The organism is Thermostichus sp. MS-CIW-38, from assembly GCF_054058415.1.
Genome location: NZ_JBSSAH010000028.1, coordinates 1 through 25,556 on the forward strand (window position 1 = coordinate 1; position 25,556 = coordinate 25,556).

24 protein-coding genes, 2 tRNA genes and 1 pseudogene are annotated in these 25,556 nt (G+C 58.2%); 15 read left to right on the plus strand and 12 right to left on the minus strand.

Annotation, left to right across the window (positions count from 1 at the left end; translation table 11 throughout):
- Positions 1-524: 524 nt before the first annotated feature.
- Positions 525-830, minus strand: coding sequence for a helix-turn-helix domain-containing protein (locus ACVWXZ_RS10060; protein ID WP_457403737.1), 306 nt, complete (start codon positions 828-830; stop codon positions 525-527).
- On the opposite strand from ACVWXZ_RS10060, the gene ACVWXZ_RS10065 reads away from it, so the two are divergent.
- Together ACVWXZ_RS10065 and ACVWXZ_RS10070 are read left to right on the plus strand one after the other, a co-directional pair.
- Positions 781-2,064: a competence/damage-inducible protein A gene (locus tag ACVWXZ_RS10065; RefSeq protein ID WP_414331859.1), complete on the plus strand. Its 1,284-nt coding sequence runs from the start codon at positions 781-783 to the stop codon at positions 2,062-2,064. The two genes, ACVWXZ_RS10060 and ACVWXZ_RS10065, sit on opposite strands and share 50 nt — an antisense overlap.
- 102 nt (positions 2,065-2,166) lie before the next feature.
- Entirely contained in the window at positions 2,167-4,320 is a 2,154-nt protein-coding gene (locus ACVWXZ_RS10070; protein ID WP_414415703.1) for a M48 family metalloprotease, read from the plus strand.
- A 30-nt stretch (positions 4,321-4,350) separates the two neighbouring features.
- Here the strand turns inward: ACVWXZ_RS10070 and typA are convergent, their stop codons facing one another.
- The 4 genes from typA to glpX all read right to left on the minus strand — a co-directional run bounded on the left by typA (position 4,351) and on the right by glpX (position 9,217).
- Positions 4,351-6,168 carry a translational GTPase TypA gene (gene typA, locus ACVWXZ_RS10075; RefSeq protein ID WP_457465816.1) on the minus strand — a complete coding sequence of 606 codons (1,818 nt, stop codon included), beginning with the start codon at positions 6,166-6,168 and terminating at the stop codon, positions 4,351-4,353.
- A 168-nt stretch (positions 6,169-6,336) separates the two neighbouring features.
- Positions 6,337-6,444, minus strand: coding sequence for a photosystem II reaction center protein Ycf12/Psb30 (psb30, locus tag ACVWXZ_RS10080; RefSeq protein WP_011433833.1), 108 nt, complete (start codon positions 6,442-6,444; stop codon positions 6,337-6,339).
- Between the two features lie 107 nt (positions 6,445-6,551).
- Positions 6,552-7,847 carry a glutamyl-tRNA reductase gene (locus tag ACVWXZ_RS10085; protein WP_457482468.1) on the minus strand — a complete coding sequence of 432 codons (1,296 nt, stop codon included), beginning with the start codon at positions 7,845-7,847 and terminating at the stop codon, positions 6,552-6,554.
- 326 nt (positions 7,848-8,173) lie between these two features.
- Positions 8,174-9,217: a class II fructose-bisphosphatase gene (gene glpX, locus ACVWXZ_RS10090; RefSeq protein WP_414342167.1), complete on the minus strand. Its 1,044-nt coding sequence runs from the start codon at positions 9,215-9,217 to the stop codon at positions 8,174-8,176.
- Positions 9,218-9,475: 258 nt separating this feature from the next.
- On the opposite strand from glpX, the gene ACVWXZ_RS10095 reads away from it, so the two are divergent.
- A complete protein-coding gene (locus tag ACVWXZ_RS10095) occupies positions 9,476-9,751 on the plus strand; it encodes a DUF1830 domain-containing protein (RefSeq protein WP_011433830.1) in 276 nt (91 codons plus the stop codon).
- A 58-nt stretch (positions 9,752-9,809) separates the two neighbouring features.
- Here ACVWXZ_RS10095 and ACVWXZ_RS10100 read toward each other — a convergent pair whose 3' ends face one another.
- Positions 9,810-10,076, minus strand: a complete 267-nt coding sequence (locus ACVWXZ_RS10100; protein ID WP_457482469.1) for a hypothetical protein — start codon at positions 10,074-10,076, stop codon at positions 9,810-9,812.
- A 170-nt stretch (positions 10,077-10,246) separates the two neighbouring features.
- On the opposite strand from ACVWXZ_RS10100, the gene ACVWXZ_RS10105 reads away from it, so the two are divergent.
- The gene (locus tag ACVWXZ_RS10105) at positions 10,247-10,855 is read left to right on the plus strand and encodes a peroxiredoxin (protein ID WP_011433828.1); all 609 of its coding nucleotides are present in this window, start codon (positions 10,247-10,249) and stop codon (positions 10,853-10,855) included.
- A 234-nt stretch (positions 10,856-11,089) separates the two neighbouring features.
- Here the strand turns inward: ACVWXZ_RS10105 and ACVWXZ_RS10110 are convergent, their stop codons facing one another.
- Positions 11,090-11,515, minus strand: a complete 426-nt coding sequence (locus ACVWXZ_RS10110; protein ID WP_011433827.1) for a photosystem I reaction center subunit II PsaD — start codon at positions 11,513-11,515, stop codon at positions 11,090-11,092.
- A gap of 243 nt (positions 11,516-11,758) precedes the next feature.
- Between ACVWXZ_RS10110 and ACVWXZ_RS10115 the strand changes: the two genes are divergently transcribed.
- Complete coding sequence (locus ACVWXZ_RS10115; RefSeq protein ID WP_414424091.1) at positions 11,759-12,622, plus strand: arginase family protein; 864 nt, start codon at positions 11,759-11,761, stop codon at positions 12,620-12,622.
- 36 nt (positions 12,623-12,658) lie between these two features.
- The gene (locus ACVWXZ_RS10120) at positions 12,659-13,297 is read left to right on the plus strand and encodes a class I SAM-dependent methyltransferase (RefSeq protein WP_457482470.1); all 639 of its coding nucleotides are present in this window, start codon (positions 12,659-12,661) and stop codon (positions 13,295-13,297) included.
- Positions 13,298-13,361: 64 nt separating this feature from the next.
- On the opposite strand, the gene ACVWXZ_RS10125 is transcribed toward ACVWXZ_RS10120, so the two are convergent.
- The gene (locus ACVWXZ_RS10125) at positions 13,362-13,877 is read right to left on the minus strand and encodes a TIGR02652 family protein (RefSeq protein WP_011433824.1); all 516 of its coding nucleotides are present in this window, start codon (positions 13,875-13,877) and stop codon (positions 13,362-13,364) included.
- A gap of 302 nt (positions 13,878-14,179) precedes the next feature.
- Between ACVWXZ_RS10125 and rimP the strand changes: the two genes are divergently transcribed.
- From rimP to ACVWXZ_RS10140, 3 genes are all read left to right on the plus strand, one after another.
- Entirely contained in the window at positions 14,180-14,650 is a 471-nt protein-coding gene (rimP, locus tag ACVWXZ_RS10130; protein WP_414381586.1) for a ribosome maturation factor RimP, read from the plus strand.
- Between the two features lie 135 nt (positions 14,651-14,785).
- Positions 14,786-16,159 carry a transcription termination factor NusA gene (gene nusA / locus ACVWXZ_RS10135; RefSeq protein ID WP_011433821.1) on the plus strand — a complete coding sequence of 458 codons (1,374 nt, stop codon included), beginning with the start codon at positions 14,786-14,788 and terminating at the stop codon, positions 16,157-16,159.
- 293 nt (positions 16,160-16,452) lie between these two features.
- Complete coding sequence (locus ACVWXZ_RS10140; protein WP_457482471.1) at positions 16,453-18,069, plus strand: B12-binding domain-containing radical SAM protein; 1,617 nt, start codon at positions 16,453-16,455, stop codon at positions 18,067-18,069.
- Positions 18,070-18,075: 6 nt separating this feature from the next.
- Here ACVWXZ_RS10140 and ACVWXZ_RS10145 read toward each other — a convergent pair whose 3' ends face one another.
- Positions 18,076-18,594, minus strand: a complete 519-nt coding sequence (locus tag ACVWXZ_RS10145) for an inorganic diphosphatase (RefSeq protein ID WP_414409161.1) — start codon at positions 18,592-18,594, stop codon at positions 18,076-18,078.
- Positions 18,595-18,877: 283 nt separating this feature from the next.
- A tRNA-Asn gene (locus ACVWXZ_RS10150) sits at positions 18,878-18,949 on the minus strand.
- A 224-nt stretch (positions 18,950-19,173) separates the two neighbouring features.
- Here ACVWXZ_RS10150 and yidC point away from each other — a divergent pair.
- Positions 19,174-20,364, plus strand: a complete 1,191-nt coding sequence (gene yidC, locus ACVWXZ_RS10155; protein WP_457482472.1) for a membrane protein insertase YidC — start codon at positions 19,174-19,176, stop codon at positions 20,362-20,364.
- A gap of 86 nt (positions 20,365-20,450) precedes the next feature.
- Here yidC and ACVWXZ_RS10160 read toward each other — a convergent pair.
- A pseudogene (locus ACVWXZ_RS10160) lies at positions 20,451-20,634 on the minus strand (hypothetical protein); the annotation flags it as partial.
- 79 nt (positions 20,635-20,713) lie between these two features.
- Here ACVWXZ_RS10160 and ACVWXZ_RS10165 point away from each other — a divergent pair.
- From ACVWXZ_RS10165 to ACVWXZ_RS10175, 3 genes are all read left to right on the plus strand, one after another.
- Positions 20,714-21,325 carry a Jag family protein gene (locus tag ACVWXZ_RS10165; protein ID WP_457482473.1) on the plus strand — a complete coding sequence of 204 codons (612 nt, stop codon included), beginning with the start codon at positions 20,714-20,716 and terminating at the stop codon, positions 21,323-21,325.
- A gap of 89 nt (positions 21,326-21,414) precedes the next feature.
- Entirely contained in the window at positions 21,415-21,903 is a 489-nt protein-coding gene (locus ACVWXZ_RS10170; protein WP_414381600.1) for a YceD family protein, read from the plus strand.
- Between the two features lie 8 nt (positions 21,904-21,911).
- A complete protein-coding gene (locus ACVWXZ_RS10175; RefSeq protein ID WP_457482474.1) occupies positions 21,912-22,823 on the plus strand; it encodes a homogentisate phytyltransferase in 912 nt (303 codons plus the stop codon).
- 209 nt (positions 22,824-23,032) lie between these two features.
- On the opposite strand, the gene ACVWXZ_RS10180 is transcribed toward ACVWXZ_RS10175, so the two are convergent.
- Entirely contained in the window at positions 23,033-23,833 is an 801-nt protein-coding gene (locus ACVWXZ_RS10180; RefSeq protein WP_457482475.1) for a photosystem II S4 domain protein, read from the minus strand.
- 68 nt (positions 23,834-23,901) lie between these two features.
- On the opposite strand from ACVWXZ_RS10180, the gene ACVWXZ_RS10185 reads away from it, so the two are divergent.
- Positions 23,902-23,974 (plus strand) — tRNA-His (locus ACVWXZ_RS10185).
- 411 nt (positions 23,975-24,385) lie between these two features.
- Positions 24,386-25,540, plus strand: a complete 1,155-nt coding sequence (locus ACVWXZ_RS10190; protein WP_457482476.1) for an RNA-guided endonuclease InsQ/TnpB family protein — start codon at positions 24,386-24,388, stop codon at positions 25,538-25,540.
- Positions 25,541-25,556 lie beyond the last annotated feature (16 nt).

A 25,556-nucleotide genomic window follows, 5' to 3' on the forward strand; every position in this document is an offset into this window, starting at 1 on the left:
CACCCGTGTCAGCCCGGATGGCCTGTGGATCGAACTGCACGGGCGGTCGGAAGCAGGAACCCGCCGAGACGACTGCGCAAGGAGCCATCCATGCGTAGCGTGGTAGGAATCTCCGGCCTAAAGGCCGGGGAGGATGTCAATGCTTGTTTCCCGTACTGCTCAGCCACAGCCTCTGGCCGTTCCTGGAACGCACTACGCGCCCACCAGTAGCAAGCGCACCGTCTTGGCATGTAGCTGGCGCTGCTTTCTGACCGCTATCTTGGAGGTCTGAAACTTGAGCAGCGAGACAATAAACCAAGACAATAAACAATGTCAAATAATGTCAAAGAAAATGTCAAAGAATAAATGTCAAAGTTGTCCACCCAGAACCTGGCCGCCTTGGCGCTCATCCCGCAAGTCTTGAATGGGCCAACGCAAACAATGACTGCCACTTTCTGGTTTGGTACGGGACTGCCTTCGCCCAATCTGGTAGAGAAGGCAAGATGTGGTGAGTAGCTACTTGCATCCAGGTGGACGCTCGCCTTCTAAAGACTTCCTAGGGTGCGGTTATAAACAAACCGAGCTGTTCCCAACCACTGCTGCAGCGTCTGTCGCTGTTGTGCTGTCGGATACATCTCGTCCCCCAATCTTTTTGCCGGCGCCGGAGATGGAAACTTGCCGGTTGTCTCACCGCCATTTGGAATGGCCAACTGCAAGCCCAAAATCTGGGGGCGCGCAGGGAGGCCGAGACCTCCCTGCTTGTATACTTCTCTTGCGGCTGAGCTGAGCTCGAGGCCAAGCATGATCCCACCGCAAACTGCTATTCCCCAAGGGGCTGAGATCCTCTGCATCGGCACAGAATTGCTTTTGGGAGAGATCACCAATACCAATGCCCAGTACTTGGCAGCCGAGTTGGCGCAACTGGGGATCCCCCACTATTACCAAACGGTGGTGGGGGATAACGAGGCCCGCATTCACCACGCGCTGGAGGTGGCCTGTGGTCGTTCCAGCTTGATTCTGATCACCGGGGGTTTGGGGCCGACGCCGGACGATCTCACCCATGAGGCGCTGGCTTCCTTTTTTGGGGCGGAGATGGTGGAGCACCCCCAAGTGTGGGAAGAGATCCTGCAAAAGTACGGGCAGCGGGGCCTTGTGCCCTCGCCGAGCAATCGCAAGCAGGCTTTTCTGCCCCGGGGAGCGAGGGTGTTGCCCAACCCGCTTGGCAGCGCCTGTGGCCTCATCTGGCAGCCCCGGCCCGACCTGCACATTCTCACCTTCCCTGGGGTGCCGCGGGAGATGCAACACATGTGGCGGGAGACCGCCGTGCCTTATCTGCGCTCCATCGGCTGGGGAAAAGAGGTGTTCTACAGCCGGGTACTGCGCTATTGGGGCATTCCCGAATCGACGCTGGCCGAACGGCTGGGATCCCTGTTGGCGGGGGAAAACCCTACGGTGGCTCCCTACGCCAGCCAGGGGGAGGTACGCCTGCGGGTTACCGGACGTGCTCCCAGTCGTGAAGAGGCCCAAGCCTTGATCGCCCCGGTGGTGGAGCAGATTTTACAGATTTCTGGAGAAGACTACTTCGGCAGCGATGACGCCACCTTGGCCGGTGTGGTGGGAGAGCTGTTGCTGCAACGGGGTCAAACTCTGGCGGTGGCAGAATCCTGCACCGGCGGGCTGCTGGGGCAGTTGGTGACCGGGATCCCGGGCAGCTCCCGCTATTTTGTGGGGGGGATCGTGGCCTACGACAACCGCATCAAGGAGCAGCTTTTACAGGTGAATCCGGAAACCCTGCGACAGCACGGGGCCGTGAGCGAGGCGGTGGCCGCCCAAATGGCGCTGGGGGCCAAGCAAGTCCTGGGCTCCAACTGGGCCTTGAGCATCACCGGCATTGCCGGGCCAGAGGGAGGCACCGCCACCAAGCCAGTCGGTCTTGTGTATCTGGGCTTGGCGGATCCGCAAGGGAAGGTGGAAGTACACGAGTACCGGTTTGGCAGCCTGCGCGGCAGAGAGGGGGTGCGTTGGTGGAGCGCCCAGACGGCTCTGGATCGCTTGCGGCGGCGCTTGCTCTGCTACCCCCTTTAGGGGGGATCCAGTCTCTCGGGGTTGGATCCCTGAGTAAGCTGGGGGAGCAGATGGATCCAACCGATCTCCAGAAGCAGACCCTACCAGGCAAGGAGCAAGCCGATGATCCCCGATGCCGTCCAGGCGGGCAAGGAAGCCCTGCGGCAGGGCCGCCTTCAAGAGGCCATCCAACTTTTTGAAGGCTACCTGGCCCAATCCCGTCAGCAGGACAAAGCATTAGGGATCCCGGCAGACTCATCTGACGGCGAAGCCCTGGAAGCCCAAATGAACCTGGTGCGGGCCTACCACCAGTTGGGCCAGACGGAGAAGGCACGGTCCCTCTGCCTAGAGCTGCTGCAACACCCCAACCCCCAGGCGCAAGGCTGGGCCAAGAAGATCTTGCTTCGCCTGCCCACTGCAACAGAGTCCCTGGCTGCTCCGTCCGCCAAACCTGTCGAACCGCGTTCTGCTCCCCCAGAGGAGCCGTCTCCTGGAGCGGGATCCCTGTCCACCCGTCAACGGGCCGCCCAACTGGGTATGAAGATCCCCCTGCCGGAGCGGGCCGGCCCCCTGCATTGGGCCAAGTGGGGATCCCTGGGGGTGGGCATTGTCTTCCTTTGGTGGCTGAGCTTTGTGTTGGTAGGCAGCCATCTGGATTTTGGCCGGCTGAGTTTTCCGCGGCAGCTTTGGTTTTTGCAGGGGTTGCTGCCCTGGCTGCGCAATGGCCTGCGGTGGTTGGTGGCCGGCAGCCTGGCGGTCAACTTTGGAGTAGGCCTTCTCTTTTTTGCCCCCTGGCTGATGGATCAGCTCCACCAACGGCTGCACAAGTTGCGTTGGGCCAGGCTTGGCGAAATCGAACGCCACAGCCCCGAAACGGCGCGCCTGCTGCAGCGCATCTGTGCCCAAAACCAGCTAAAACAGCCCCGACTGGGGGTGATCCCGGATGCTGGGCCGCTGGCCTTTGTTTACGGCACTTTTTCTGATGGCTGCCGCATTGTGGTCACCCAAGCCCTGTTGCAGCAGCTTTCTGAGGATGAGATTGCCGCCGTCTACGCCCAGGCCCTGGGGCGAATTGTTAATGGAGATATCCTGGTCATGACCCTGCTGGGATCCCCGATTCAACTGGTTTACCTGGCCCTAGAGCAGGTGAGCCAACTGGGAAGCAAACGGCGGGATCTCATCGGGCATGTGGCCCCGCTGCTCTACTTGATCTACACGGTGCTCTCCTACCCGCTGTTTTTCCTCTCCCGCCTGGGCACCTACCATGCCGACCATTTTGCCGTACAGGCAACCGGCAACCCGAACGGGCTGATCGCTGCTCTGCTCAAATCGGCTGCTGGCTTACAAGAGGCCCACAAAAATGACCGCCGACCTTCCTCGCTGTTGCACTGCACCCGCCTGTTCAGCTTTTTGGACTTCAAAACCATCGCCGCTGCCAGTGCTGCCGCCCGCCTCCAGGATCCCTCCCAAGCTGGCCAAGTCTTTCTTTGGGATCAAATCAACCCTTGGGCTCGCTGGATGCAGGTCAATTCCAGCCATCCGCTGCCGGGGCACCGCTTCAAGGTCTTGGCGGGATATGGAGAGCGGCTGCGCCTCCTGCCGGAGCTGAGCCTGGGATCCGGGTCCAAATTGGATGTGGCCCGCCTGCAAAGCCGGTTTTGGCTGGATCTGGCCATCTACGCAGCCGAAGTGGTCGGGATCCTCATTGGCTGGCTGGTGGGGCTGATCCTCTACCTGCTGCTGCAAAACCGTCTCGATCCCAAGGTGATCGCGGCAGCAGCGGTGGTGGGCTACGGGGTGGGCTTGTGGGCCAAAGCGGGGTTGATGTACGGGGGATCCCTGCCGGCAAGGCCGACGGATGTGCTCAGCTTGCTGGCGGATCCCGACGCGGATCCCCGCCGCGGACAATGGGTGGAGCTGGAGGGGGAATTGGTGGGACTGGGCCGCTCCGGCTATCAACTGGGGGCAGAGCTGAAGCTGCAAGAGGCCACAGGGCTGATCCCGGTGCGCTTCACCTCCCCTCTGGGCCCGGTGGGCAATGTCTTTTCCGGCCTGAAGCAGATCCGCGCCCTGGTGGGCCGGCGCGTCAAAGTGGTGGGCTGGTTCCGCCGCGGCAATACTGCTTGGGTGGATCTGGCCTACGTCCAGGTGGGATCCAATAAGCTGCACAGCCGACCGCGCCTTTGGCTGGTTGTGTTCGGCTTGGGAGTCATCCTGCTGGGGATTTGGGGGGCGTTCTATTTCCCCAACTTGGCCTCTTACCTGCGGCGGTGGTGAGCCGGGTTCTCTTCCAGTTGGCTGAGAAAACTAGCGGCGAGAGGGCGTTAACTGTGCCTTGCGCAGGCGCACCGACTGGGGGGTGATCTCCACCAGCTCATCCTCGCCGATGTATTCCAAAGCCCGCTCCAGGGTCATCTCCACCGGCGCTTGCAAGTGCACCAGCTCCTCCCCGCCCGCAGCCCGGTGGTTGGTCAGTTGCTTGGTCTTGCAGACGTTCAGCTCCAAGTCTTGGGGACGGTTGTGCTCGCCCACGATCATCCCTTTGTAAACGCGGGTACCTGGCGTAATAAAGAATACACCTCGATCTTCCGCATTCTTGAGGGCATAGGTAGTGGCCACCCCTTCTTCAAAAGCAATCAGCACCCCGTTGCGGCGCATTTCCATCTCAGAAGTCAGGGGACGGTATTCCAAAAAGCTGTGGCTCATGATCCCCTCGCCGCGGGTGATGCGGATAAACTCCCCCCGAAAGCCGATCAGCCCTCGCGCCGGAATGACAAACTCCAGCTGAGCCCGACCATCGGATCCCACCATCATGTTCTGCATTTCTCCCCGCCGTTGCCCCAGCCGCTCGATGCAGGCCCCCACCGTCGCTTCCGGCACATCCAGCACCAAACACTCGTAGGGCTCATAGGGCTGGCCGTTGACCTCGCGGAAAATTACCTTCGGTTGCCCCACCTGAAACTCATAGCCTTCCCGCCGCATGGTTTCTAGCAGGATGCCCAGGTGCAGCTCGCCTCGCCCCGACACCAAAAAGCGATCCGGCGAGTCGGTTTCTTCCACCCGCAGCGCCACGTTGGTTTCCAGCTCCCGCATCAGGCGCTCCCGCAGTTGCCGCGAAGTTACAAAAGTACCCTCTTGCCCGGCGAAGGGGGAGTCGTTGACGCAGATCATCACCTGCAATGTGGGCTCGTCCACTTTGATGAGCGGCAGAGCCTGGGGATTCTCGGGAGAGGTGAGGGTATGGCCGATGTTGGCCTCGGCAAACCCCGCCACGGCGACAATGTGGCCGGCGGTAGCTTCCGTCAGCTCGATGCGCTGCAGGCCCTGAAAGCCGAACAGCTTGGTTACTTTGCCCTTGGCAATGGATCCATCCTCTTTCACCACTGCCAATGGATCCCCCAGGCGGATGGTGCCGTTGTGGATCTTGCCGATCACAATCCGGCCCAGGTATTCCGAATACTCCAGCGTGGTGACCTGCAGCTGCAGGGGCTTGCCGGGATCCCCAATGGGAGGTGGGACATGCTTGAGAATGGCCTCGAAAAGAGGCTTCATATCCAGGGATCCGCTGTACTTCCCTTCCAGAAAGGCTTTGAGATCGGCTTCTTCCAGGGCAAAGCCGCGCAACCCAGAGGCAAATAGATAGGGGAAGTCGCACTGGTCTTCGTCTGCCCCCAGCTCCAAGAACAAATCCAGCACCTTGTCGACGGCTTTGTAGGGCTCGGCGCGAGGCCGATCAATCTTGTTGACCACCACAATTGGGCGCAGGCCCTTCTCCAAGGCTTTGCGCAGCACAAAGCGGGTTTGCGGCATCGGGCCTTCGTTGGCATCCACGATCAACAAGCAGCCCTCCACCATCCCCAGCACCCGCTCCACCTCGCCCCCGAAATCGGCGTGGCCAGGGGTGTCGACGATGTTGATCAAGGTTTCGCCGTAGCGGACGGCTGTGTTTTTGGCCAAGATGGTAATGCCCCGCTCCCGCTCCAGCGTGTTGGAGTCCATCACACAGGTGGGAATGTCTTCCCCCTCCCGAAAGATGCCCGCCTGGCGTAACAGGGCATCCACAAGGGTAGTTTTGCCGTGGTCGACGTGGGCGATGATGGCAACGTTGCGGATGGGGAGTGACATATTAACCATTGACCAGCAGGATGTCGCCCTACAAGCAGGAGTGCCTTAGGGATTTCTTTACAACTCTAACGCAAAGGAGCGTTACGTTGCTAAACACTCCTGGCTTTGGGCTTAGCCCCAGCACTCCCAAAGGGTTATCCCGACTGCCTCAATATCCAGAGGGATCCCCTACATATCGGCGCCGCGCAGATAGAGCAGCAGGATGACCGCCGGGCCTGCCAAGACAATCAAGGCCAGCAGGGCCAACTGCACAAAAACTTCGTATTGTCCGAACATAATCCCAGATCCTGTGGCTTACGCTTTGTATCCTAAGGGGTGCCCTCCACCCCAGATGGGAGAGCTGTTACAATTCTTCAAGTCATGCGCTCTTCGCCAAGGGATCCCTAGCGCTCCTGCTGGGCTTGAAACACCACCGGATCCAGGTTGAACAGTTCCTGCAAGATCCGCATGGCTGCCCGCCGCGCCTCAATATCCCGTTTGGCCCGCAGTTGCACCATCGGGTCGTGCAGGATCTTGTTGACGATGCCGCGGGTCAAGGCGTCGATCACCTCCAGATGCTTTTCGGCGAAGTCTTTGCCCAGGCGGGAGAGAGCTTTTTCCATCTCCTGTTCGCGGATAGACTCCACCTTGTGGCGCAGGCTGGAAATGGTGGGCACCGTCTCCAGAGAACGCCACCACTCCATGAATTGATCTACCTCTTCTTCCACCAGGGCTTCGGCAGCCAGAGCCAGCTTTTGCCGTTGGGCGCGGTTTTCTTCCACGATGCGGGAGAGGTGATCCACATTGAACACCTGTACCCCCTTCAGCTTTTCCACATCGGGATCGATGTTGCGGGGCACAGAGATATCCACCAACAACAGCGGCTGATCCGGCTGCAGCACCCCTGCCAGTTGCTGGTAGTTCAGGATCGGCTGGGTGGCACCGGTGCTGGTGAAGACCAAGTTGGACTCGGCCACACTGTTCAGCAGCGACTCCCAAGGCAGCACCTGGATCGGCTGCTCGAATTGCTTGGCCAGGGCTTCGGCCCGCTCCAGGGAGCGGTTGACCACCGTGATATCGACTGCCCCTTTGGCCAACAGGTGCTGCACCAGCAGACGGGCCATTCTCCCCGCCCCCACCACGGTAACTTTGCCCTGAGAGAGGGATCCCTGCTCTTGCAGAGCCAACTCCACCGCTGCCGAGCTGATGGACATGGCGCCGGTGCCGATCTCCGTTTCGGTACGGACGCGCTTGCCGGCGGTAATGGCTGCCTTAAAAAGGCGATTGAGGATGCGATCCATGCCGTTGCAGGCTTGGCCCAGTTGCTGGGCTTTTTTCACCTGCGAGAGGATCTGCCCTTCTCCCAGCACCAAGCTGTCCAGACCGGCAGCCACCCGCATCAGGTGGGTTACGGCATCTTGGTAGAGAAGGGTAAACAGGTGCGGACGCAGTTGGGGCAAGGGGATCCCTTTCAGCTCAGCCAAGAACTGCATCGTCTGCCGGACACCACTCTCCATTTCCGAGGTGACGATGTAGACCTCCAGCCGGTTACAGGTGCTGAGGATCGCAGCCTCCTCAATGTGGGGGTGGGTGCGAAGCTGCTGGATCGTCTCTCCCACCTCCGACTCCGCGATGCTGAGGCGCTCCCGAATCTCTACGGGAGCTGTGCGATGGCTAAGACCGACAACCGCGATAAACATGCCTCTCCGTCGTCTGTACAGCAACAGCAAAAGTTATTAAAAACAAAAACTCTGAACAAAAGCAAATATTGTTTCAGAGAGAAAGCAATAGCTGTGACCGATACGAGGGGATCCCTTGACTCGGTTCCAGCAAGCTTAGGTAACTTTTCTCAGCCTACCTAAACCCTAAGACCAGTATCGAACCGGTTTTGCCGGATTTTGCTGAAGAGTTATTACGTTTTCACGGGTTGGGGCTTGATAGATTTCGTAACTTTCCCAAAAAGGCAAGGGCGACCTTCACCAGGGGAAAGCCGCCCCGATCTGCGAGGATGTTAGATAGGGATCCCTTAGCGCAGCTGCAGGCCGCGGGGCTGTTGGCCGTCTTTCATGTGGATGGTATCCACAAAGCGCACCGTGCGGGATTGGCTGGAGATCACCAAGGTCTCGGTGCGGGCCCCACCCCCAAAGAAACGTACCCCGCGCATCAAGTCACCATCGGTGATCCCGGTGGCAGCAAAGAGCACTTCCTTGCCACTGGCCAGCTCCTCACACTCCCACACCTTGTCGGGATCCTCAATGCCTTTTTCTTTGAGTTCCCGTCGCGTTTCCTCCACAGGCGGCAGGTAAGTGCCCGCCTGAACTACTTCGGGATCGTAGATCAGCCGACCTTGGAAGTGGGCGCCCAAGCACCGCAGAGCAGCTGCCGAGATCACCCCCTCAGGAGCAGCCCCGATCCCCATCAGAGCATGAATGCCGGTGCCGTTGAAGCCCGCCGAGAGAGCCGCCGAGATGTCGCCATCGGTGATCAGCTTCACCCGTGCCCCCGCCTCTCGAATTTGGCGAATCAGATCGAGGTGGCGCTTGCGATCCATGACCACCACCGTCAGATCCGATACCTCCCGATCCAGGCTTTCGGCGATGATCTTGAGATTTTTCTCTGGCGGATAGTCGATGTGCACCTTGCCCTTAGCCTGGGGCGGAGCTGCCAGCTTCTGCATGTAGATGTCCGGGGCATGGAGAAGGCCACCTTTCTCAGAGATGGCCAGCACGGCCATGGAGCCATTTTGGCCTTTGGCCACCAGGTTGGTGCCCTCGCAGGGATCCACAGCAATATCGATCTCCACCAGCTCTTCCACACGGCAGAACTGCTCAGCATCCGGGCGGGTACAGATGCCCACTTCTTCGCCGATGTAGAGCATGGGGGCCTCATCGCGGGTTCCTTCCCCGATGACGATGCGACCGCGCATAGGGATCTGGTTGAGTTTCTCCCGCATGGCCTCTACAGCCACCTGGTCGGCGGTCTTGTTGTCCCCTTTGCCCATCCAGCGGGCGGCGGCAATGGCAGCCTGCTCCACGACTTCGATGATCTCTAGCCCCAACTTGTTGTCCACGATGTGCCCCCTTGCTGATCTCGGAATGGTGAAGGCCAACTTAAGGATATCTTCAGACTCTTCCCCTCAGTTTACCAGGGCAGGCTTCTCCTCGGGATCCCATTCTCTCAACCCCAATAAGCTGAGAGAACAAATCTCCCAAAGCCAGTCAGGAAGAGCGATCCCCGTCTTGGCGGCTTACTATTGCCGCTTGGGGATCAGGGATGGTAGCCTATTTTAAGGGCAATAAGTTTTTCTTAACACCATTAAAAAAACGCAATGAAAAGATACGCTTTTGTCAACCGTTCCGGACAGGTTCAGGTGATCCGCACGATCCCCGGCCACTGGGAGCGCACCCTCTTTCCCGGCCAGCAGGCGATTTTTGAGGCGGAGCCGGACGACTATCTGGAAGTTTACAGTTGCTGCTGCTCCACCGCCATCCTGGAAGAGCGCCGCCTCTGTCGCTATCTGGTGGATTCTTCCTCGCCTGAGGTTGACCTCTACCTGTGGTCATCTTCGCAACGGGGAACTCTGGCGGATGCGTTGAATGGTTGACAGGCTCTAGCGGCTGGCTGCCCCATAGGGGCAAGAGGACTGGGTTTGCCCAGGATAACTAGATTGGGGATCGCTTCTCCTGAGGCCGATCCCCGGATTTTTCAGAGGGCGGATGCGGATCTGGAGAAGGGGCATCGGGGGGACGGGTCAGGCAACTGCCCCGCGCAGCGTCGCGAAAGGTATCGATGCGCTCCACACAATTTTGATGGCCGCAATAGGGGCAATACAGGCGATCCCCAGGTTGCGGCTCCACATCGGCCTGGCTCCACCACCGCCGACAGCGATCACAACAGAAGTGATAGAGGAACTCCAGCGCCACCCTCATGACAACAGGATCCCTTGCAGAGCTGAGCCGATCAGCATGGAAAAATGGGCATTATCCGGATCCCGGCAGTTGGGATCCGTCGCTATCTATCGAGTTAAGGCAGAGTCATTATGAGTATGGTATGTTAGGTTTGGTTTACATTTGCACTTTACCGCAAGGAGCGTTGATTTATGTCTCAGGAAGGATGCCTGCGAGTGGGGCAGCCCGCTCCCGATTTTTCCGCCACCGCCGTCTATGACATGGAATTCAAGACGGTGAAGCTCTCCGACTACAGGGGTAAGAAGTATGTGGTGTTGTTTTTCTACCCCTTGGACTTCACCTTTGTCTGCCCAACGGAGATCACGGCCTTCAGCGACCGCTATGACGACTTTGCCAAGCTGGATACCGAGATCCTGGGTGTTTCAGTGGATAGCGAATACTCTCACCTGGCCTGGATTCAAACCGACCGCAAGGCTGGAGGGGTGGGTGAGCTGAGGTATCCTCTGGTCTCTGACCTGAAAAAGGAGATCAGCGCTGCCTACAATGTCCTGGATCCGGAAGCGGGTGTGGCGCTGCGCGGCCTGTTCATCATCGACAAAGAAGGGATCATCCAGCACGCCACCATTAACAACCTGGCCTTTGGCCGCAGTGTGGATGAAACCTTGCGCACCCTGCAAGCCATCCAATACGTGCAATCTCACCCCGATGAAGTTTGCCCGGCCAACTGGCAGCCCGGCCAGAAAACCATGCACCCCGACCCAGTGAAATCCAAGGAGTTCTTCGCGGCGATTGCCAAGTAGTCTGGCCCAGATCCTGCCTCAGGGATCCCGGGCTTTTTCGGGTATGGCTCCAGCCCCGGGTGGGCTGGGGCTTTTCTTCGCCAGGGGCAGCCCGACTCTTCCCAAAAGGGACAAGCAACAGCAGAGGGGCTGGGGGTGAGGGCCGTCGGCAACCGCTCCAGAACCAGGTGCCCGCGAACAAATAAAGATCCCCTGAATTGACCAGGGGATCCGACAAGACAAGGGCCGCTGGACTTAGTCCCAGGGTTTCCCGCCGGTGAACTTGTAGGTAATCGGCTCCTTGTTTTTGCCGATGTTGCGATCCACTTTGCCGACGGGCTCACGGCCTTCGTTGACCTTCTCGGGAAAGACGCCATCTTTGGGATGCACCAACACAGGCTCTCCACCCGCCGGAATGCGGAAGATCTGGTAGTCGTTGATCTTGTAGTCGGATCTCAACTGGGCACCCAGCGCCAAACACTGCTCTTTGCGGGCAAAGGTGAGAAAGTTTTTGCCTTCCACCATTTCGGCAGCGCCGCCAGTGGGCATTTCAAACACCTGCCCCGGCTTGCCCGTCCAGGTGATGACGTATTTTTCTTCGGTTTCGGCTGCGCTCAACAGCCCCCCGGTGGATCCCCCAAATAGAGGCAGCTTTGCTCCCTGACGAGGATCGCCTTCCATCACAGCCATAGTCTACCTTTCTCAACTCGTTGTGGTTTGCGGTGGTTTGCCTTGTCCAAACCGCGGTTTGCGGCGCGAAGCACTTTGAATCTACCACTGACTCGATTTTTGGCCCCAGTTCCGCCTGGGAACTGTAATCTTTCGTAGCAGACTGGCTGGCCCTCAGACGGATCCCTGGGCACCCTGTAGGCCACCATAGAACAAGCCGAAGACCCACAGCTTTCTGGAAAAGGAACAGCGCCCATGGCCCAGTGGTCCCTCCATCCCAGCTCGCAATCCAATGCCAGGGTCATTCTCATTCCCACCGCCTTTGGCCACGATACTCAGGCTCCGATGGCCATTCTCAATGCCGGTTCGGAGCTGTGTGCCTTCGAGCCGAGGTTGGGGATCGATGTGGATAAGCTGGCGGTGGCGCAGTTGCCGGGGCTGGTGGATGAGCCTCCCTACGGCATGTGTGAGGCGGCGGTGGCTCAAGCTTGGAGACGACAACAATGGCCGGTGCTGTTGCCCTCAGTCTTGGCTGCCAGTTGGGGGGCCATTCGTGCCCTTTGGAAGCACTACCCAACTCTGAGTGTGGTGCATTGCAGCGCCCATGCCAATCTGATGCCGCCCCCAGAGATGACCCAGCCGGATCAAGATACGAGCTATGGCAGTGCTGCCTGGGTGGAGTTGCTCTATCAGCACAAGCTGCCGGTGATCCATGTGGGATTGCGCAGCGGCAGTGCGCGGGCCTACGCATGGCTGAAAGCCCACCACAGCCCAATATTCTGGGCCCAAGATGGCTGGGATCCCCAGCAGGTGGTGGCCTCTTTGCCGGATCAACCGGTGTTTTTGGTCGTGGACTGCAGTGTGCTGGATCCTTCCTTAGCGCCCGCCGTGCATCACCCAGAGCCAGGGGGGGTGAGTTGGTTGCAACTGTTGCAGACCTGTGAGGCCATCTTTGCTGCTCGTCCTGTGGTTGGCCTTTCGCTGGGAGGGGTGGCGGTGGGATCCGCAACACGGCAAACTGCTCGCGTGGTGGCCCGCCTGCTCAATTGGTTGCTGGCCTGCTATGCCCTTCACTCCCTGAAGGTGACTGCTCAACCGCAACCTGCCCAGACTGTTTAAGCTGCTCAGGTCTGAACATTCATTTGGGATGGTCGAATGAACCTCTATCGCCGAATAATCTTCCCGCGGCTGTTGGATTTAGCTCTCTCGGGGGAAGGGATGGAGCGCTATCGGCGGCAGCTTCTGGCTCATGTGCAGGGATCCGTTCTGGAGATTGGTTTTGGCACCGGCCTCAACCTATCCTGCTACCCAGAGCACATTCGAAAGATCACAGGGGTAGATCCCAATCCCGGCATGGGATCCCTGGCTCGTCGGCGCATTGCCTCTTCTCCCATCGCCGTTGATTGGCAGGTGGCGGATGCCCAGAAACTGCCTTTTCCAAGCCAGAGTTTTGATAGCGTGGTTAGCACCTGGACATTGTGCAGCATTCCTAATGTGGCCAAGGCTTTAGGGGAAATCCGGCGGGTGTTGCGAGCGGGGGGCAAGCTGTTTTTTCTCGAACACGGCCTCAGTGAGGATCCCCAGGTGCAAAGATGGCAAAATTGTCTTAACCCTATACAAAAGGTAATCGCAGATGGCTGCAACCTAAACCGAGATATGGCTCGGTTGATCCAGGGAGCGGGGTTTCGGTTTGAGCAACTGGAGCGGTTTTATATGCCTGACCAGCCGAGATTCATTGGCTACACCTATCAAGGCATAGCGCTTCCCGCCGCGGAAGGAAACTTCCAGTTCTAGAAGACTTGAGCAGCCACCAATTTTCCAACAGCTCTCTACCTGTTCGCCTTTCTAATCACACAGTCTAATCACACAGTTGCAGACGGGATTGCGGCTGCCGCATGGCCGGGTCGATCTCGTAGGTCAGCTCAAAGTTGATCACCCGCCAGCGCTGAGGGGATCCACCCCTATCCTCTGGGATTTGGGAGCTGAAGCTGACGGGCAAGCCATAGAGGCGAGGTGGGCCAGGACGACGGTGGGATCCCTGCTCCAGATAAGGGGTGAGCAGCTGGCGGTAGCGCTCGGCCACGATCACCTGAGTGGCTCGCATTCCTTGCATGCGCAGCCGATCCAATTCTTCATGAATCTCAAAACGGATCCCATCGGCGTGGGTGTGCTGACGAAACCAGCGACCTTCCCAAAAGCGCCAGCGCCGTCCGGATTGCAGGTGTACCAGCTCCTCTTGTTCGGCATCCGCCTCAAACGCACCGTGGCGAGGGCAGAGGTAGGTATCGGTCAGGGTGAGGGCCGCAATCGTTTGCCGACAGTGGGGGCACTGAATGCTGGGGCCGAAGATCGGGTAGGAAAAGGCAACAGTCATAGGAAACCCCACAAAACGCGGCTGGATATCTGGGCAAATCCGCAGTTGTCCACATTATAGATGTTGGCTTTTGGGGATCCCCATGACAAAACCGGAGGAGATCTTCTAAAATTAGGAGGTAGGGGGGATGCGCTCGAAGTCTGTACTGATTCTGGGCGAGCCTCAAGGAGCTCCGCGATAGCAACGGGGAGTGGGTGGTACCCACTTCTTTGCTTTTTGAGGGGGCTTACTGTCCCCTTTGCCAGCTCCGGCTCAAAGGGGTTTGGCTCTGGCGGCAACACCCGGTTGGTGACAAGTTGGTTATGGTTCACCCTCTTATTCCACAGTTGGAGAGCTTGGCCCGTCCCGTGGCCGCTCAACTGGGATACCAGTTGGTGCAGATGGTTTTCCACACCAACCAGCATCCGCCAGTTCTGCGGGTGGATATCCGCCCACTGGATCCCGACCGAGAAACCAGCCATGCCGATTGCGAAGCCATGAGCCAAGCCTTAGAAGTCGAGCTGGATCGGGTGGATCTGATCCCAGGCCAGTATGTGTTGGAGGTGTCCAGCCCTGGCATCAGCAACCTTCTCACCAGCGATCGCGACTTTGTGGTTTTCAAAGGGTTTGCGGTGGAGGTGACCTTGGATCCACCCTACAAGGGCAAAGCCGTTTGGTCAGGACACCTGCTGGGTCGGGATGAGGAGAGGGTTGCCTTATCCCTCAAGGGGCGGCGAGTTCAGTTGCCCCGCGCTTCGGTGCAGCGGGTTGCCCTCTCATCGGAAACTGACTAGGAGACCGGAGATAGAGAGAGCGTTTGACCGCAGGTGGTGCGGCCCTCCCTTCGCATCAGAGATGCGGGTTCAGTTCCCGCTGTGGAGCAATAGCAACAGCAAGTTTCACGAAGTTTGTGCAGGAGGACAGTGGTTATGGCGATGGTGCCTCTGCCGGGTTTGGCGGAAATGGTGGAGATGATCTCGCGGGAGCGCAACTTGCCCCGCCATGTGGTCACCGATGCCCTGCGAGAGGCGCTGCTCAAGGGCTACGAACGCTACCGCAAAACCATCCAGCGAGATGTGGTCTTTGCAGAAGACCACTTCCGCAATTTCGATGTGGAGTTGGATGTGGAGGCAGGAGGCTTTCGCGTTTTGGCCACCAAAGCCATCGTTGAGCAGGTGCAAAACCCCGACCATGAGATCTCTCTGTACGATGTGCAGCAGGATTACCCAGAAGCCGAAGTAGGCTGGGAAGTCACAGATGATGTCACCCCACAACAGGCGGAATTTGGCCGCATGGCGGCCATCCAAACCAAGCAGGTGCTGGCGCAAAAGTTACGGGATCAGCAGCGCCGTCTGATTCAGGAAGAGTTCCGCGATCTGGAAAAAACCGTACTGCAGGCACGGGTGCTGCGCACCGAGCGGCAGACGGTGATCATGTCGGTATCCAGCGGTTTCGGACAACCTGAGGTGGAAGCAGAACTGCCCAAGAAGGAACAGCTGGCCAGCGATCGCTACACTCCCAACGCGGTGATGAAGGTCTATCTCAAGAAAGTCTATGAGGGATCCCGGCGGGGGCCACAGCTTTTGGTTTCCCGGGCCGATGCTGGCTTGGTGGTGAACCTGTTTGCCAACGAGGTGCCAGAAATTGAAGAGGATATCGTGCGGATTGTGGCAGTGGCGCGGGAGGCCAACCCCCCTTCCCGAAATGTGGGGCCACGTACCAAGATTGCGGTCGATACGGTGGAGCGGGACGTGGATCCAGTGGGGGCCTGTATTGGCGCGAGGGGATCCCGGATTCAGGCGGTGGTAGCGGAGCTGCGCAACGAGAAAATCGATGTCATCCGCTGGTCGCCGGATCCTGCCACCTACATTGCCAACGCCCTCAGCCCGGCCAAGGTGGTGGAGGTGCGGCTAGTGGATCCGGAAATCCAGCAAGCTCATGTGTTGGTCAACAGCGACCAGCTCAGTTTGGCCATTGGCAAAGAGGGGCAAAATGTGCGCCTGGCAGCCCGCCTCACCGGTTGGAAAATCGACATCAAGGAAGTGGAGAGCTACCGCGCAGCGCTGGAGGAGGCCCAAGCGCAAGGGTTGCCCTATCCCTTCATCACTCCAGCGGCACTGGAGCGCTTCCAGCGGCGGGCAGAGCGGGCTGCTTTGGGCCTAGAGGATGAGGAATACGAAGAAAAGCGCCGCCTGGAGGAAGAGGAGCTGGCGGGGGACGATAGGCTGGAAGAAGACTGGGCTGACGAAGAGGAGGACTTCGACTACGACGCCGAGTTCGACATTGCCCAGCCGAAGGGGTAATGATATACGCTCTACCCTCACTTTGCCCGTACACTTTGCTCGTAGAGGGCGGCTTCTGCCGGAAGTCTGGGCTTTGGAATGAGTTTTGCTGCAGGGGATCGCGGTTGCACCGAGACCGCAATGGCGCATGTGGGGTTTTCCTGCCTGCTTGGGCAGAACTGCCCTGTTCCGGCAATCTGCATTGGTGAAAGATGCTAGCTTTTGTTAGCATGCAGGAGCCAAAAAAGTTCGGCAGGCAAATCAAAACTCTTCCGAGCCAGAACCCAAACCTCAATCCAACACAGCGGGATCCCTTGGCTAGTTCAGAGTTTGCCCTGGAGCAGTTGCTCTTTGCCCCGGCTACGCCCGACCCCGACGCGGTGCGGGTGATCTATGCCTTTCCCAACACCTACGCAGTGGGGATCACCAGCCTGGGCTATCAAGTCATCTGGAGTCTGCTGGCCAGCCGCCGGGATGTGGCCGTCTCCCGCCTCTTTACAGACTTGGCTGAGCCCCTGCCCCGGGAGCCGGAGCTGTTCGGCTTTTCCCTATCCTGGGAGCTGGATTATGTCCATATCCTGGCTCTGCTGGAACGGCACGGGATCCCTCCCAGATCTGAGGAGCGGGAAGAAGCCCACCCCTTGGTCTTTGGCGGCGGCCCGGTACTGACGGCCAACCCTGAGCCCTTTGCCGAGTTCTTTGACCTGATCTTGTTGGGGGATGGGGAAGGTCTTCTGGAGAAGATGATTGAGGTCTATCGGCAGGTGCGCCAGGGATCCCGGGCTGAGAAATTGCAGGCGCTAGCGCAGGTGCCGGGGATCTATGTGCCCGGCTTGTATGAACCCCAATACCGGGAGCCCGACGGCCCGGTGGAGAAGGTGCTCCCCAAAGTGGCCGGGATCCCTAGCTCCATTCGCAAACACACCTTCCGCGGCAACACCCTCTCGGTTTCCACAGTAGTCACCCCCAAAGCGGCCTGGGAGAGCATCTACATGGTGGAGGTGGTGCGCAGCTGCCCGGAGATGTGTCGGTTTTGCCTGGCCAGCTACCTAACGTTGCCCTTCCGGGTGGCGGATGTGGAGGGGCATTTGATCCCGGCGGTAGAGCGGGGGCTGCAGGTTACCCAGCGGATTGGGTTGCTGGGGGCTTCGGTAACCCAACACCCCCAATTTGAGCAGTTGCTGGAGCACTTGGCCCAGGATCGCTTCGAGCAGGTGCGTCTCAGTTTGGCCTCGGTGCGCACGGCTACCGTAACTCCACGTCTGGCGCAGGTACTCTCCCGCCGGGGCAGCCAGTCCATTACGGTGGCCATCGAAAGTGGCTCAGAACAACTGCGCCAGATCATCAACAAGAAGTTAAGCAACCCGGAAATCTTGGCAGCAGCAGCCCACGCCCAGGCTGGAGGTCTGAAGGGCATTAAGTTCTACGGCATGGTAGGGCTCCCGGCGGAAACCCAGGCAGATCTGGAGGCCACAGTAGCCCTTTTCCAAGAGCTCAAAAAAGCGGCTCCCGGCCTGCGCCTAACGCTGGGGTGCAGCACCTTTGTGCCCAAAGCCCACACTCCTTTTCAGTGGTACGGAGTGGATCCCAAAGCCGAGAAAAAACTGCAGTTTTTCCAGAAACACCTGCGTCCCTTGGGGGTGGAGTTGCGCCCGGAAAGCTATAGCTGGTCGGTGATCCAAGCCCTCATCTCGCGAGGGGATCGGCGGGTGGGAAAAGTCTTGCAGTTGGCGCGGGACTTTGGCGAATCTTTGGGGAGCTACCGGCGCGCTTTCAAAGAGCTTAAAGGGCAACTGCCGCCCCTAGACTACTACGTGCACAGCCACTGGGATCCAGCGGATCCCTTGCCTTGGCAACACATCGAAGGGCCCCTCACCCCAGAGCGACTGTTGCAACATCGCCAGGAAGCTCTTTCTGTTCGCATCCCTTAGAGATGTCTATTGGGGTTGTTTGCAGGCCGCAATGCTGCTGGCAATGACCGCCTCGGTTTCGGCCAAACCTTTCCAGCCCAAGATCTGGGTTTCTTTCTTTTCCAGGCGCTTGTAGGTGGCGAAAAACTCCGCGATCTCATCCAGGCGGTGCTGGGCGATGTCTTCCAGCTTGGTCACCGAAGCATAGCGGGGATCCTTGGCAGGCACACACAGCAGCTTCTCATCCGGATCCCCGCCATCGATCATCTGCAACATGCCCAAGGGGCGCACCGTGACCACACACCCTGGGAAAGTGGGCTGATCCATGATCACCAAGCCATCCAAGGGATCCCCATCCCCGGCCAGCGTATTGGGCACAAAGCCGTAGTCGTAAGGGTACTGCACCGAGGAGTAGAGCACCCGATCCAGCGCCATTGCTCCCATGTCTTTGTCGAACTCATACTTGTTTTTGCTGCCGCCGGGAATCTCAATCAAGAGGTTGAGCAAGCCGGGCTTGGGTTGGGCAGGGATCCGCGACAGGTCGATCACAGCAAGCACCCTCGGATTGGGAATAGACAGCCAGAGGGTATTCTGACATACTCCTTGCCCCAAAGGACAGAGACTCTTGACACTTGCCGGGAACAGGCGGGACGAAACCCTTAGCCGCCTTCACATTGCTTCACATTATTTTCTCCACGTCTGGCTTAGCGTCGCATCTTCCTCGACGAGATGGGAGACTGGGTTTTCTCTCCCCCTTTCCCTCAGCAGGCCCAGAGCCGCCTGGAAGGATAGGGTTCCGGATCCGGCTTCCTTGATTGGCTCAGACATACTCCCCGGGCAAGATTCGAACTTGCGACCAATCGGTTAACAGCCGACCGCTCTACCGCTGAGCTACCGAGGATCAAGCGTTTCTCATCATAGGGGAAAAAAGGACTGCTAGGCAACTGCCGATGAGGGGTTCTGGTTTGGCCTTGGGATCCCTGTTCAGTGGAGCGGGCTTGATTTTGCTCAATTGCTCGCCTTTCTCAGGTCTATCTGACGGATCCAGGGGACAAACCCTGAAAACGCCCTCGTCAACCGAACGGAAGCCATTACAATGGTTACGGACGTTTGCCAGCGCCCCTCATGGACTTCGGAGTCGGATTTCTCTCCAACAACGTCATGCTGCCGATCCTGGATTTTTTCTATGGGATCGTGCCCAGCTATGGACTGGCCATTATCTTCCTGACGTTGGTGATCCGCTTTGCCCTCTACCCGCTCAATGTGGGATCCATCCGCAACATGCGGCGCATGAAGGTGATCAGCCCGGTGATGCAGCGGCGGATGCGAGAACTCCAGGAGAAATACCGAGACGACCCGCAAAAGCTTCGCGAAGCCCAGGCCAAGCTTTACAGCGAGCTGGGGGCCAATCCCTTGGGGGGCTGCCTGCCACTGCTCATTCAAATGCCAGTGCTGTTTGCCCTGTTTGCCACCCTGCGGGGCTCCCCCTTTGCAGCGGTGACCTACGATGTCAACTTGCAGATCCTGCCGGCGGAAATGGCGGCTGAGGTGGTGCCTGCCCCCTACGTCAGCCCCAGCAAGAACATTTTTGTCACCGACTCTCTTCACAAGCCGGTGGTGCTGGTGGAACCCAAAGGCACCAAGATTGCCGTCGGGGAAGAGGTGCAATTTTTGCTTCAAGGGCCGGGGGGCAAGCCTTTTGAGCAGTTGGTGGCCGAAGCGGGTGGGGATCCCAATCTGTTACAGCCCACCTGGAAGATCACCAAAGGAGAAGATCGTGCCCAGATCAAGCCGGATGGCACCTTGCTGGCTCTGCAGCCGGGGGATGTGACCGTGCAGGTGTCTATTCCCGGTTTGGCCTCTGAGACTGGCTTTCTGTTCATCGACAAGTTGGGCCGTGTGGGAGCCTTCGACGAGGATGGCACCATCCACTGGGATATCATCGCCATGATCGTCATCTTTGGGGTGTCCATTTACCTGAACCAGTACCTAACCAATGCCGGACAGGATACCGGCAAAGAGGATCCCAGCCAAAGTTCCATGGCTCGGATCACCCCTGTGCTGTTCTCGGCGATGTTCCTGTTCTTCCCTCTGCCGGCAGGGGTTTTGCTCTACATCCTTGTCTCTAATATCTTCCAAACGGTGCAGACTTTCCTGCTCTCGCGGGAGCCGTTGCCGGAGAACTTACAGCAATTGGTGGAAGAGGAGCGCCGTCGGGCTGCCCAGGCGATCACGGTGGAGGCCAAGGAAGTGGAGAAATCGACCAAGCCCAGACCAGCCAAGGAGGGACGCGAATCCTTGCCCTTTGAGCCCTAGGGGATCCTCGCTGTTGGGGTGGACTTGTGGTGGAGTGTTGATACCTGATACATTTACGCTGAACACTGCTGAACATCACTGTTCAACTATGCAGCGATAGCATTCTGTTTGTTTCCAACCAGAATGGCGGTATCCCGCAAAGCTTTGAGTAGAATACCCAAAGCGCAGTTTCCGTGTCGTCTTACTACCAATTTTCTGCTTTGCTTTGGCTACCATGTTGGCAGACTCGAAAGTAAACAGAAAGATCAACTGGTAGTAATCCGTACTGAACATATTATACATTATTTTCAGTATAGTTGAGCTTATTATTGACTAGAGTCATGCTCTTCAAAGTTGGAAGCTGCCCAGGATGAGCCGTCCTAAGTCTTCTACGGGATCTGCTGCTAAGAAATCTGAGGGAACCGTTGCCCCTTCGCCAAACAAGTCCACCTTTGCGGCCAATCAAGAGCGAGCCAGGCAGTGGTTACAGCAGGTGCTGGCGGCTATGGGGATCCCAGCGGCGGTGCGGGTGGTGGGGGAGGTGCTGGAAATTGAGGCAGACTCTTTGACCCCAGCTCAGAAGCGGCTGCTGTTGGCGAAAGCCCCCCCCTTGCCCTCTCCATCTTCCAGAGATTCCCCTCAAGAGGAGGATCGCTCCCCCGTGGTGCTGGATGCGTTGCAGTACCTGGCCAACACCCTTCTCAACCTGAACCAGCCGGAAGACCAGCAGCAGCCCTACATTTTGGATTTGGACGGCTATCGGCAGCGGCGTTTGCAGGAGCTGAAGGTTTTGGTTGCCGCTGCTGTGGAAAAGGTGAGGGCCACTGGTCGGGAATACGAGTTTCCAGATCTCTCGGCTGCCGAGCGTCGGCAAATTCATACTCTCTTGAATGACCCTGCCTATGCCGATCTGGAAACTTTCAGCCGTGGCAAAGAGCCTAACCGGCGCTTGGTTATCCGTCGGGCAGCTTCCCCATCTTGAGAGTGGGCAGAGGGCTGGGAACAAGTTGGCCCTCTTGCTACGGTGACGACAGGGATCCCTGCTACCCAAAACGCGTGAAGGGGGGTGCCATGCTGAGGCCAATTCGTCTATCGGATCTGCGGCAGATGCCCGGTCAAACCCAAGAATTGCAGTTTAGGCAGTTTTTTTCGGGCTTTGAGAGTTTGACCCCTGTGGAGGGATCCCTGGAAGTCAGCCATCGGGGCCATTTTCTCGAAGTGAGTGCTGAAGCTCGTACCATTGTCACCCTCACCTGCCACCGCTGCCTACAGCAGTTCAACCACCGGCTGCACCTGGAAGTTGAGGAGATCATTTTGATTCGGGATCCCGAACCTCTCCCCTTGGAGCTGGAATTGCAAGACGAAGAAGATCTGCTGGAGAGCCTGCCCCCCAATGGTGAGCTGGATGTCGAAGACTGGATGTACCAGCACCTGCATTTGGAGATGCCCCGCCAGTTGCCCTGCCGTCCCGATTGTCCGGGCATTGCGGTGGAAGCTACAGCACCAACGGCGGATCCCCGCTGGGCAGCCCTAGCTTCTCTCCTGGAAGACTCTCCCTAGCTTTTTTGATGTTGCGCCCACAAGTTCTCTGGCGTTTTGCTCGACCCCACACCGTCTACGGCACCAGCGCCAGCGTGGTGGGCCTCTACCTGTTGGCGGGGTTTGTGGCTGCCGGATCCCTGCAACCGGTTCTCTCCGCACTACCCCACCTGGTCTGGGCTTGGGCAGCCTGTTTGGCGGCCAATGTCTACATCGTCGGCTTGAATCAACTGACGGATGTTGAAATCGACCGCATCAACAAGCCCCATTTGCCCTTAGCTGCTGGATCCCTGGGTTGGCGACAGGGGGTGGGGATCGTCGTGGGTTGTGGAGCGGCGTCCGTCCTACTGGCCATGGCCGGGATCCCCTACCTGCTGCTGACGGTGCTTTTGAGCAATGGGATCGGCACGGCCTATTCGCTGCCCCCCTTGCGGTTGAAGCGTTTTCCGCTGGCAGCCTCGGCTTGCATCTACAGCGTGCGGGGTTTGATCGTCAATTTGGGCCTTTACAGCCATTTTCAGCAGGTGATGCAGGGAAGGGTCGAGCTTTCGGCTGCGATTGTTTGGCTGACGGGGTTTATGTCGATTTTTGGGCTGGTGATCGCCCTTTTCAAAGATATTCCCGACATGGAAGGGGATCGCCAGTTTGCCATTGCCACCTTCTCGCTGCGCTTTGGGCCAGAGCGGATCTCAAGGTTTTGCATTAGCATTTTGGCCTTGTGCTATCTGGGATTTATCGGGGTGGGGATCTCTTTTCTCCTTGCGGGCAACGGCCTCTGGCTGTTGGTGGGCCATGTGTTGGGGCTGGGGATCCTCTTGGGCTATGGTGTTCATCTGGATCTCAGCCGTCGGGAGGCGATTGTTGGCTATTATCAACTGATCTGGAAGTTGTTTTACTTGGAGTATTTGCTTTACCCTTGGGCCTTTTTCTCTTTTTTCTAGAGCATTTCTTGAAGCTGCAGTCGCTTCAAATTAGGGTGGACACCTGAGCTACTGATCGCGCCAGCGGGACGGAGTCCTTGAAAAGACTTCTGGCCCTATGCATTATTGCTCTACAACACTGACGCGACCAACGTTTCGGGTGTGGGCACAGTATCCTAGTTTGAACCAAAATGAGCATAACGATCTCCCAAAACTCAGGCAAGAAAAACCTAGAGATACCGCGTCATTTGCACTCGAAAGCGGCCTTTTTTCGTTTCGGCTACCTCTTCAATTTGCAGCCGACCCCGACCTCGAATGGCAATCCAATCCTGAGGGCCAACGGTGTAGCTGGCTTGGGTAATGGGCTTCCAGTTGACCCGCACTTCCCCCCGTTGGATTTCTTCCACCATCTTGCTGCGGGAGATGCCAAACCCAGCTGAGGCTACCGCATCCAGGCGCAAAGAGGCTTCTATGCTGGTGATGGATTTGACGCGGGGGGGCTGAATGTTCAACTGGCTCAGGGGGATCCGGCTCACTTTGACAGGCACTGTGCGCACCTGCGTCAGGTTTAGGGCGAGGTAGTCCACCATTTCGGGCACAACGATGGCCTGGGCGCCTGAGTCCCCCAACACAAGGATGTCTCCCACTTTCTCGCGGGCGATGCCGGACGCCAACAGGGCTCCCAGAAAATCGCGGTGGGTGGCCGGGTCGAACAGAAAGTTGCCCTGAATCTGAATGGCGGCCAATGGGATCCCTTCTTGGTCGGGCTTGGGATCCCGGACATCTAGGCCCACCTCAGAGCGGGCCAGGGCTATGCGTTGGCGTTCTGCTTGGGGGTACCCTCCCCAGGCCCCCACTTGTAGTTCGGTCAAGTTGCGCAGCCGAGCTTGCACCTCCGCTATTTCGGGTGGGGAAAGGAAGTCGCTCCAGACCACTTGCCAGGTTTTGAGAGCTTGCTCTCCCAAATCCAAGACCCGTGCCAAGGTTTCTCGATGCTCTGCCCCTCGCAACAAATCGGCTCTGGGTAGCATTTGGGGTGCTTCGACCTCTGTGGTTCAGTCCCGTTTTTCCCATGCTAAGCTAGATAGCCGGAATCACGGCGGGCGTAGCCAAGCGGTTAAGGCAGAGGATTGTGGATCCTCCATTCGTGGGTTCGAGTCCCATCGTCCGCCCTTGAGGGAAATCGCGAAAATCCAGTCAGGGCAAGGGCTGCAGAGGCCAGTCCATCTATCTAGACCCTGACAAACGAAAACAGACAACACCCTATCTGGACGCAAAAATCGTGAAGGTATTCGTCAAGGTGATCTGGAGCACCTGCCTCTCCCTCTCAAAACAAGCTCTGCTGTGGTCTTTCAGGTTAGGGTGAGCTTCTGGCCCCCTGCATTATTGCTCCGCAACGCCGACGCGAGCAACGTTTTGGGTGTGGGCACAGTATCCTAGTTTGAATCGAAATGACCATGACGCTCTGCTTGCGGATGGACTCACCAAATTTTCGGGCTGGAGGCCCGCACCATAGCCGCAGGCTTGGTGTCGGGAGGAAAGCCCGCCTGCTAGTCAAAGCCTGGATGAGCTACGATAGGCCCATGAGCCAGACTATATCGGTACGTTGCAAGCTGATAGTCCCTGTAGAGTTGCGTCAAGAAATTGACCGCACTTTGCAGGGCTTTGCGAATGCTTGCAACCAGATTCTCGACACCGCCAAACAAAAGAACTGCTGGAACACCGCCAAGCTGCACCACTTGGTCTATCGGCCGGTAAGGGCAGCAACGGGGCTGAAGGCCAACCACGTCTGTCAGGCGCTCCGTCGGGTGATTAGCAATGCCAAGGCGGTGAAGCAAGTCCACAAGTTCCGCCCCACCAGTCTGACTTTGGACGCTCGTACTTTTAAGTACCGAGAGTCCGACCAGGCCGTGGGCGTGACCCTGATGAGCGGACGGGTTTGGCTCAAGCTCAAGATTGGCGGTTATCAAATCGCTTTGCTGCGGGGGCAAACGCCCACCAGCGCTACTCTGTCCAAGACCAAGCAAGGGGACTACTACATCAACATCGCTGTTGAGCTGGACACTCCCCCGACTGGCAAAACTCCAAAGGTAATCGGAGTTGACTTGGGCAGGCGGGATATCGCCACCGCTAGCAACGGACGCTCTTGGAGTGGAGAACACATCCAGGCCGTCCGTGACCGGTTCAGCCGTGTACGCGCCAAGGTTCAATCCAAACGCACTCGCAGCTCTAGGAGGCTGCTGAGAAGGCTCTCTGGGAGAGAACGGCGCTACCAGACATGGCTGAACCATAACATCAGCAAAACCTTGGTCAGGGATGCCCAGGCTATTGGTGCGGCACTGGCTTTTGAAGACTTGACAGGCATTCGAGAGCGCCTGAATCAGAAGCCTCGGAGCAAGACTGAGCGGCGCAGGACTAACAACTGGGCGTTCTACCAGCTCAGGATGTTTGTAGCCTACAAGGCTGCTATTGCTGGAGTGCCTGTGGTACTGGTGCCACCTGCCTACACCAGCCAGACCTGCCACAAATGCCTGCACATCCACCCTGAGCGGAGTAAGTCCTACCGCAGCGGCAAGTTGTTCAAGTGTGGGCATTGTGGATGGGAAGGGGATGCTGACCATAACGCTGCTCAAGTGATCTCTCTCCTTGGGGCGACTGTAAACTCGCCTGAAATTCCGAAACTTAGCTGTCCTCTGGGGCCGCTAGGGATTGGGATAAAGCCCGCACCCTGCGCATAGCGCGGGTGTCGGGTGG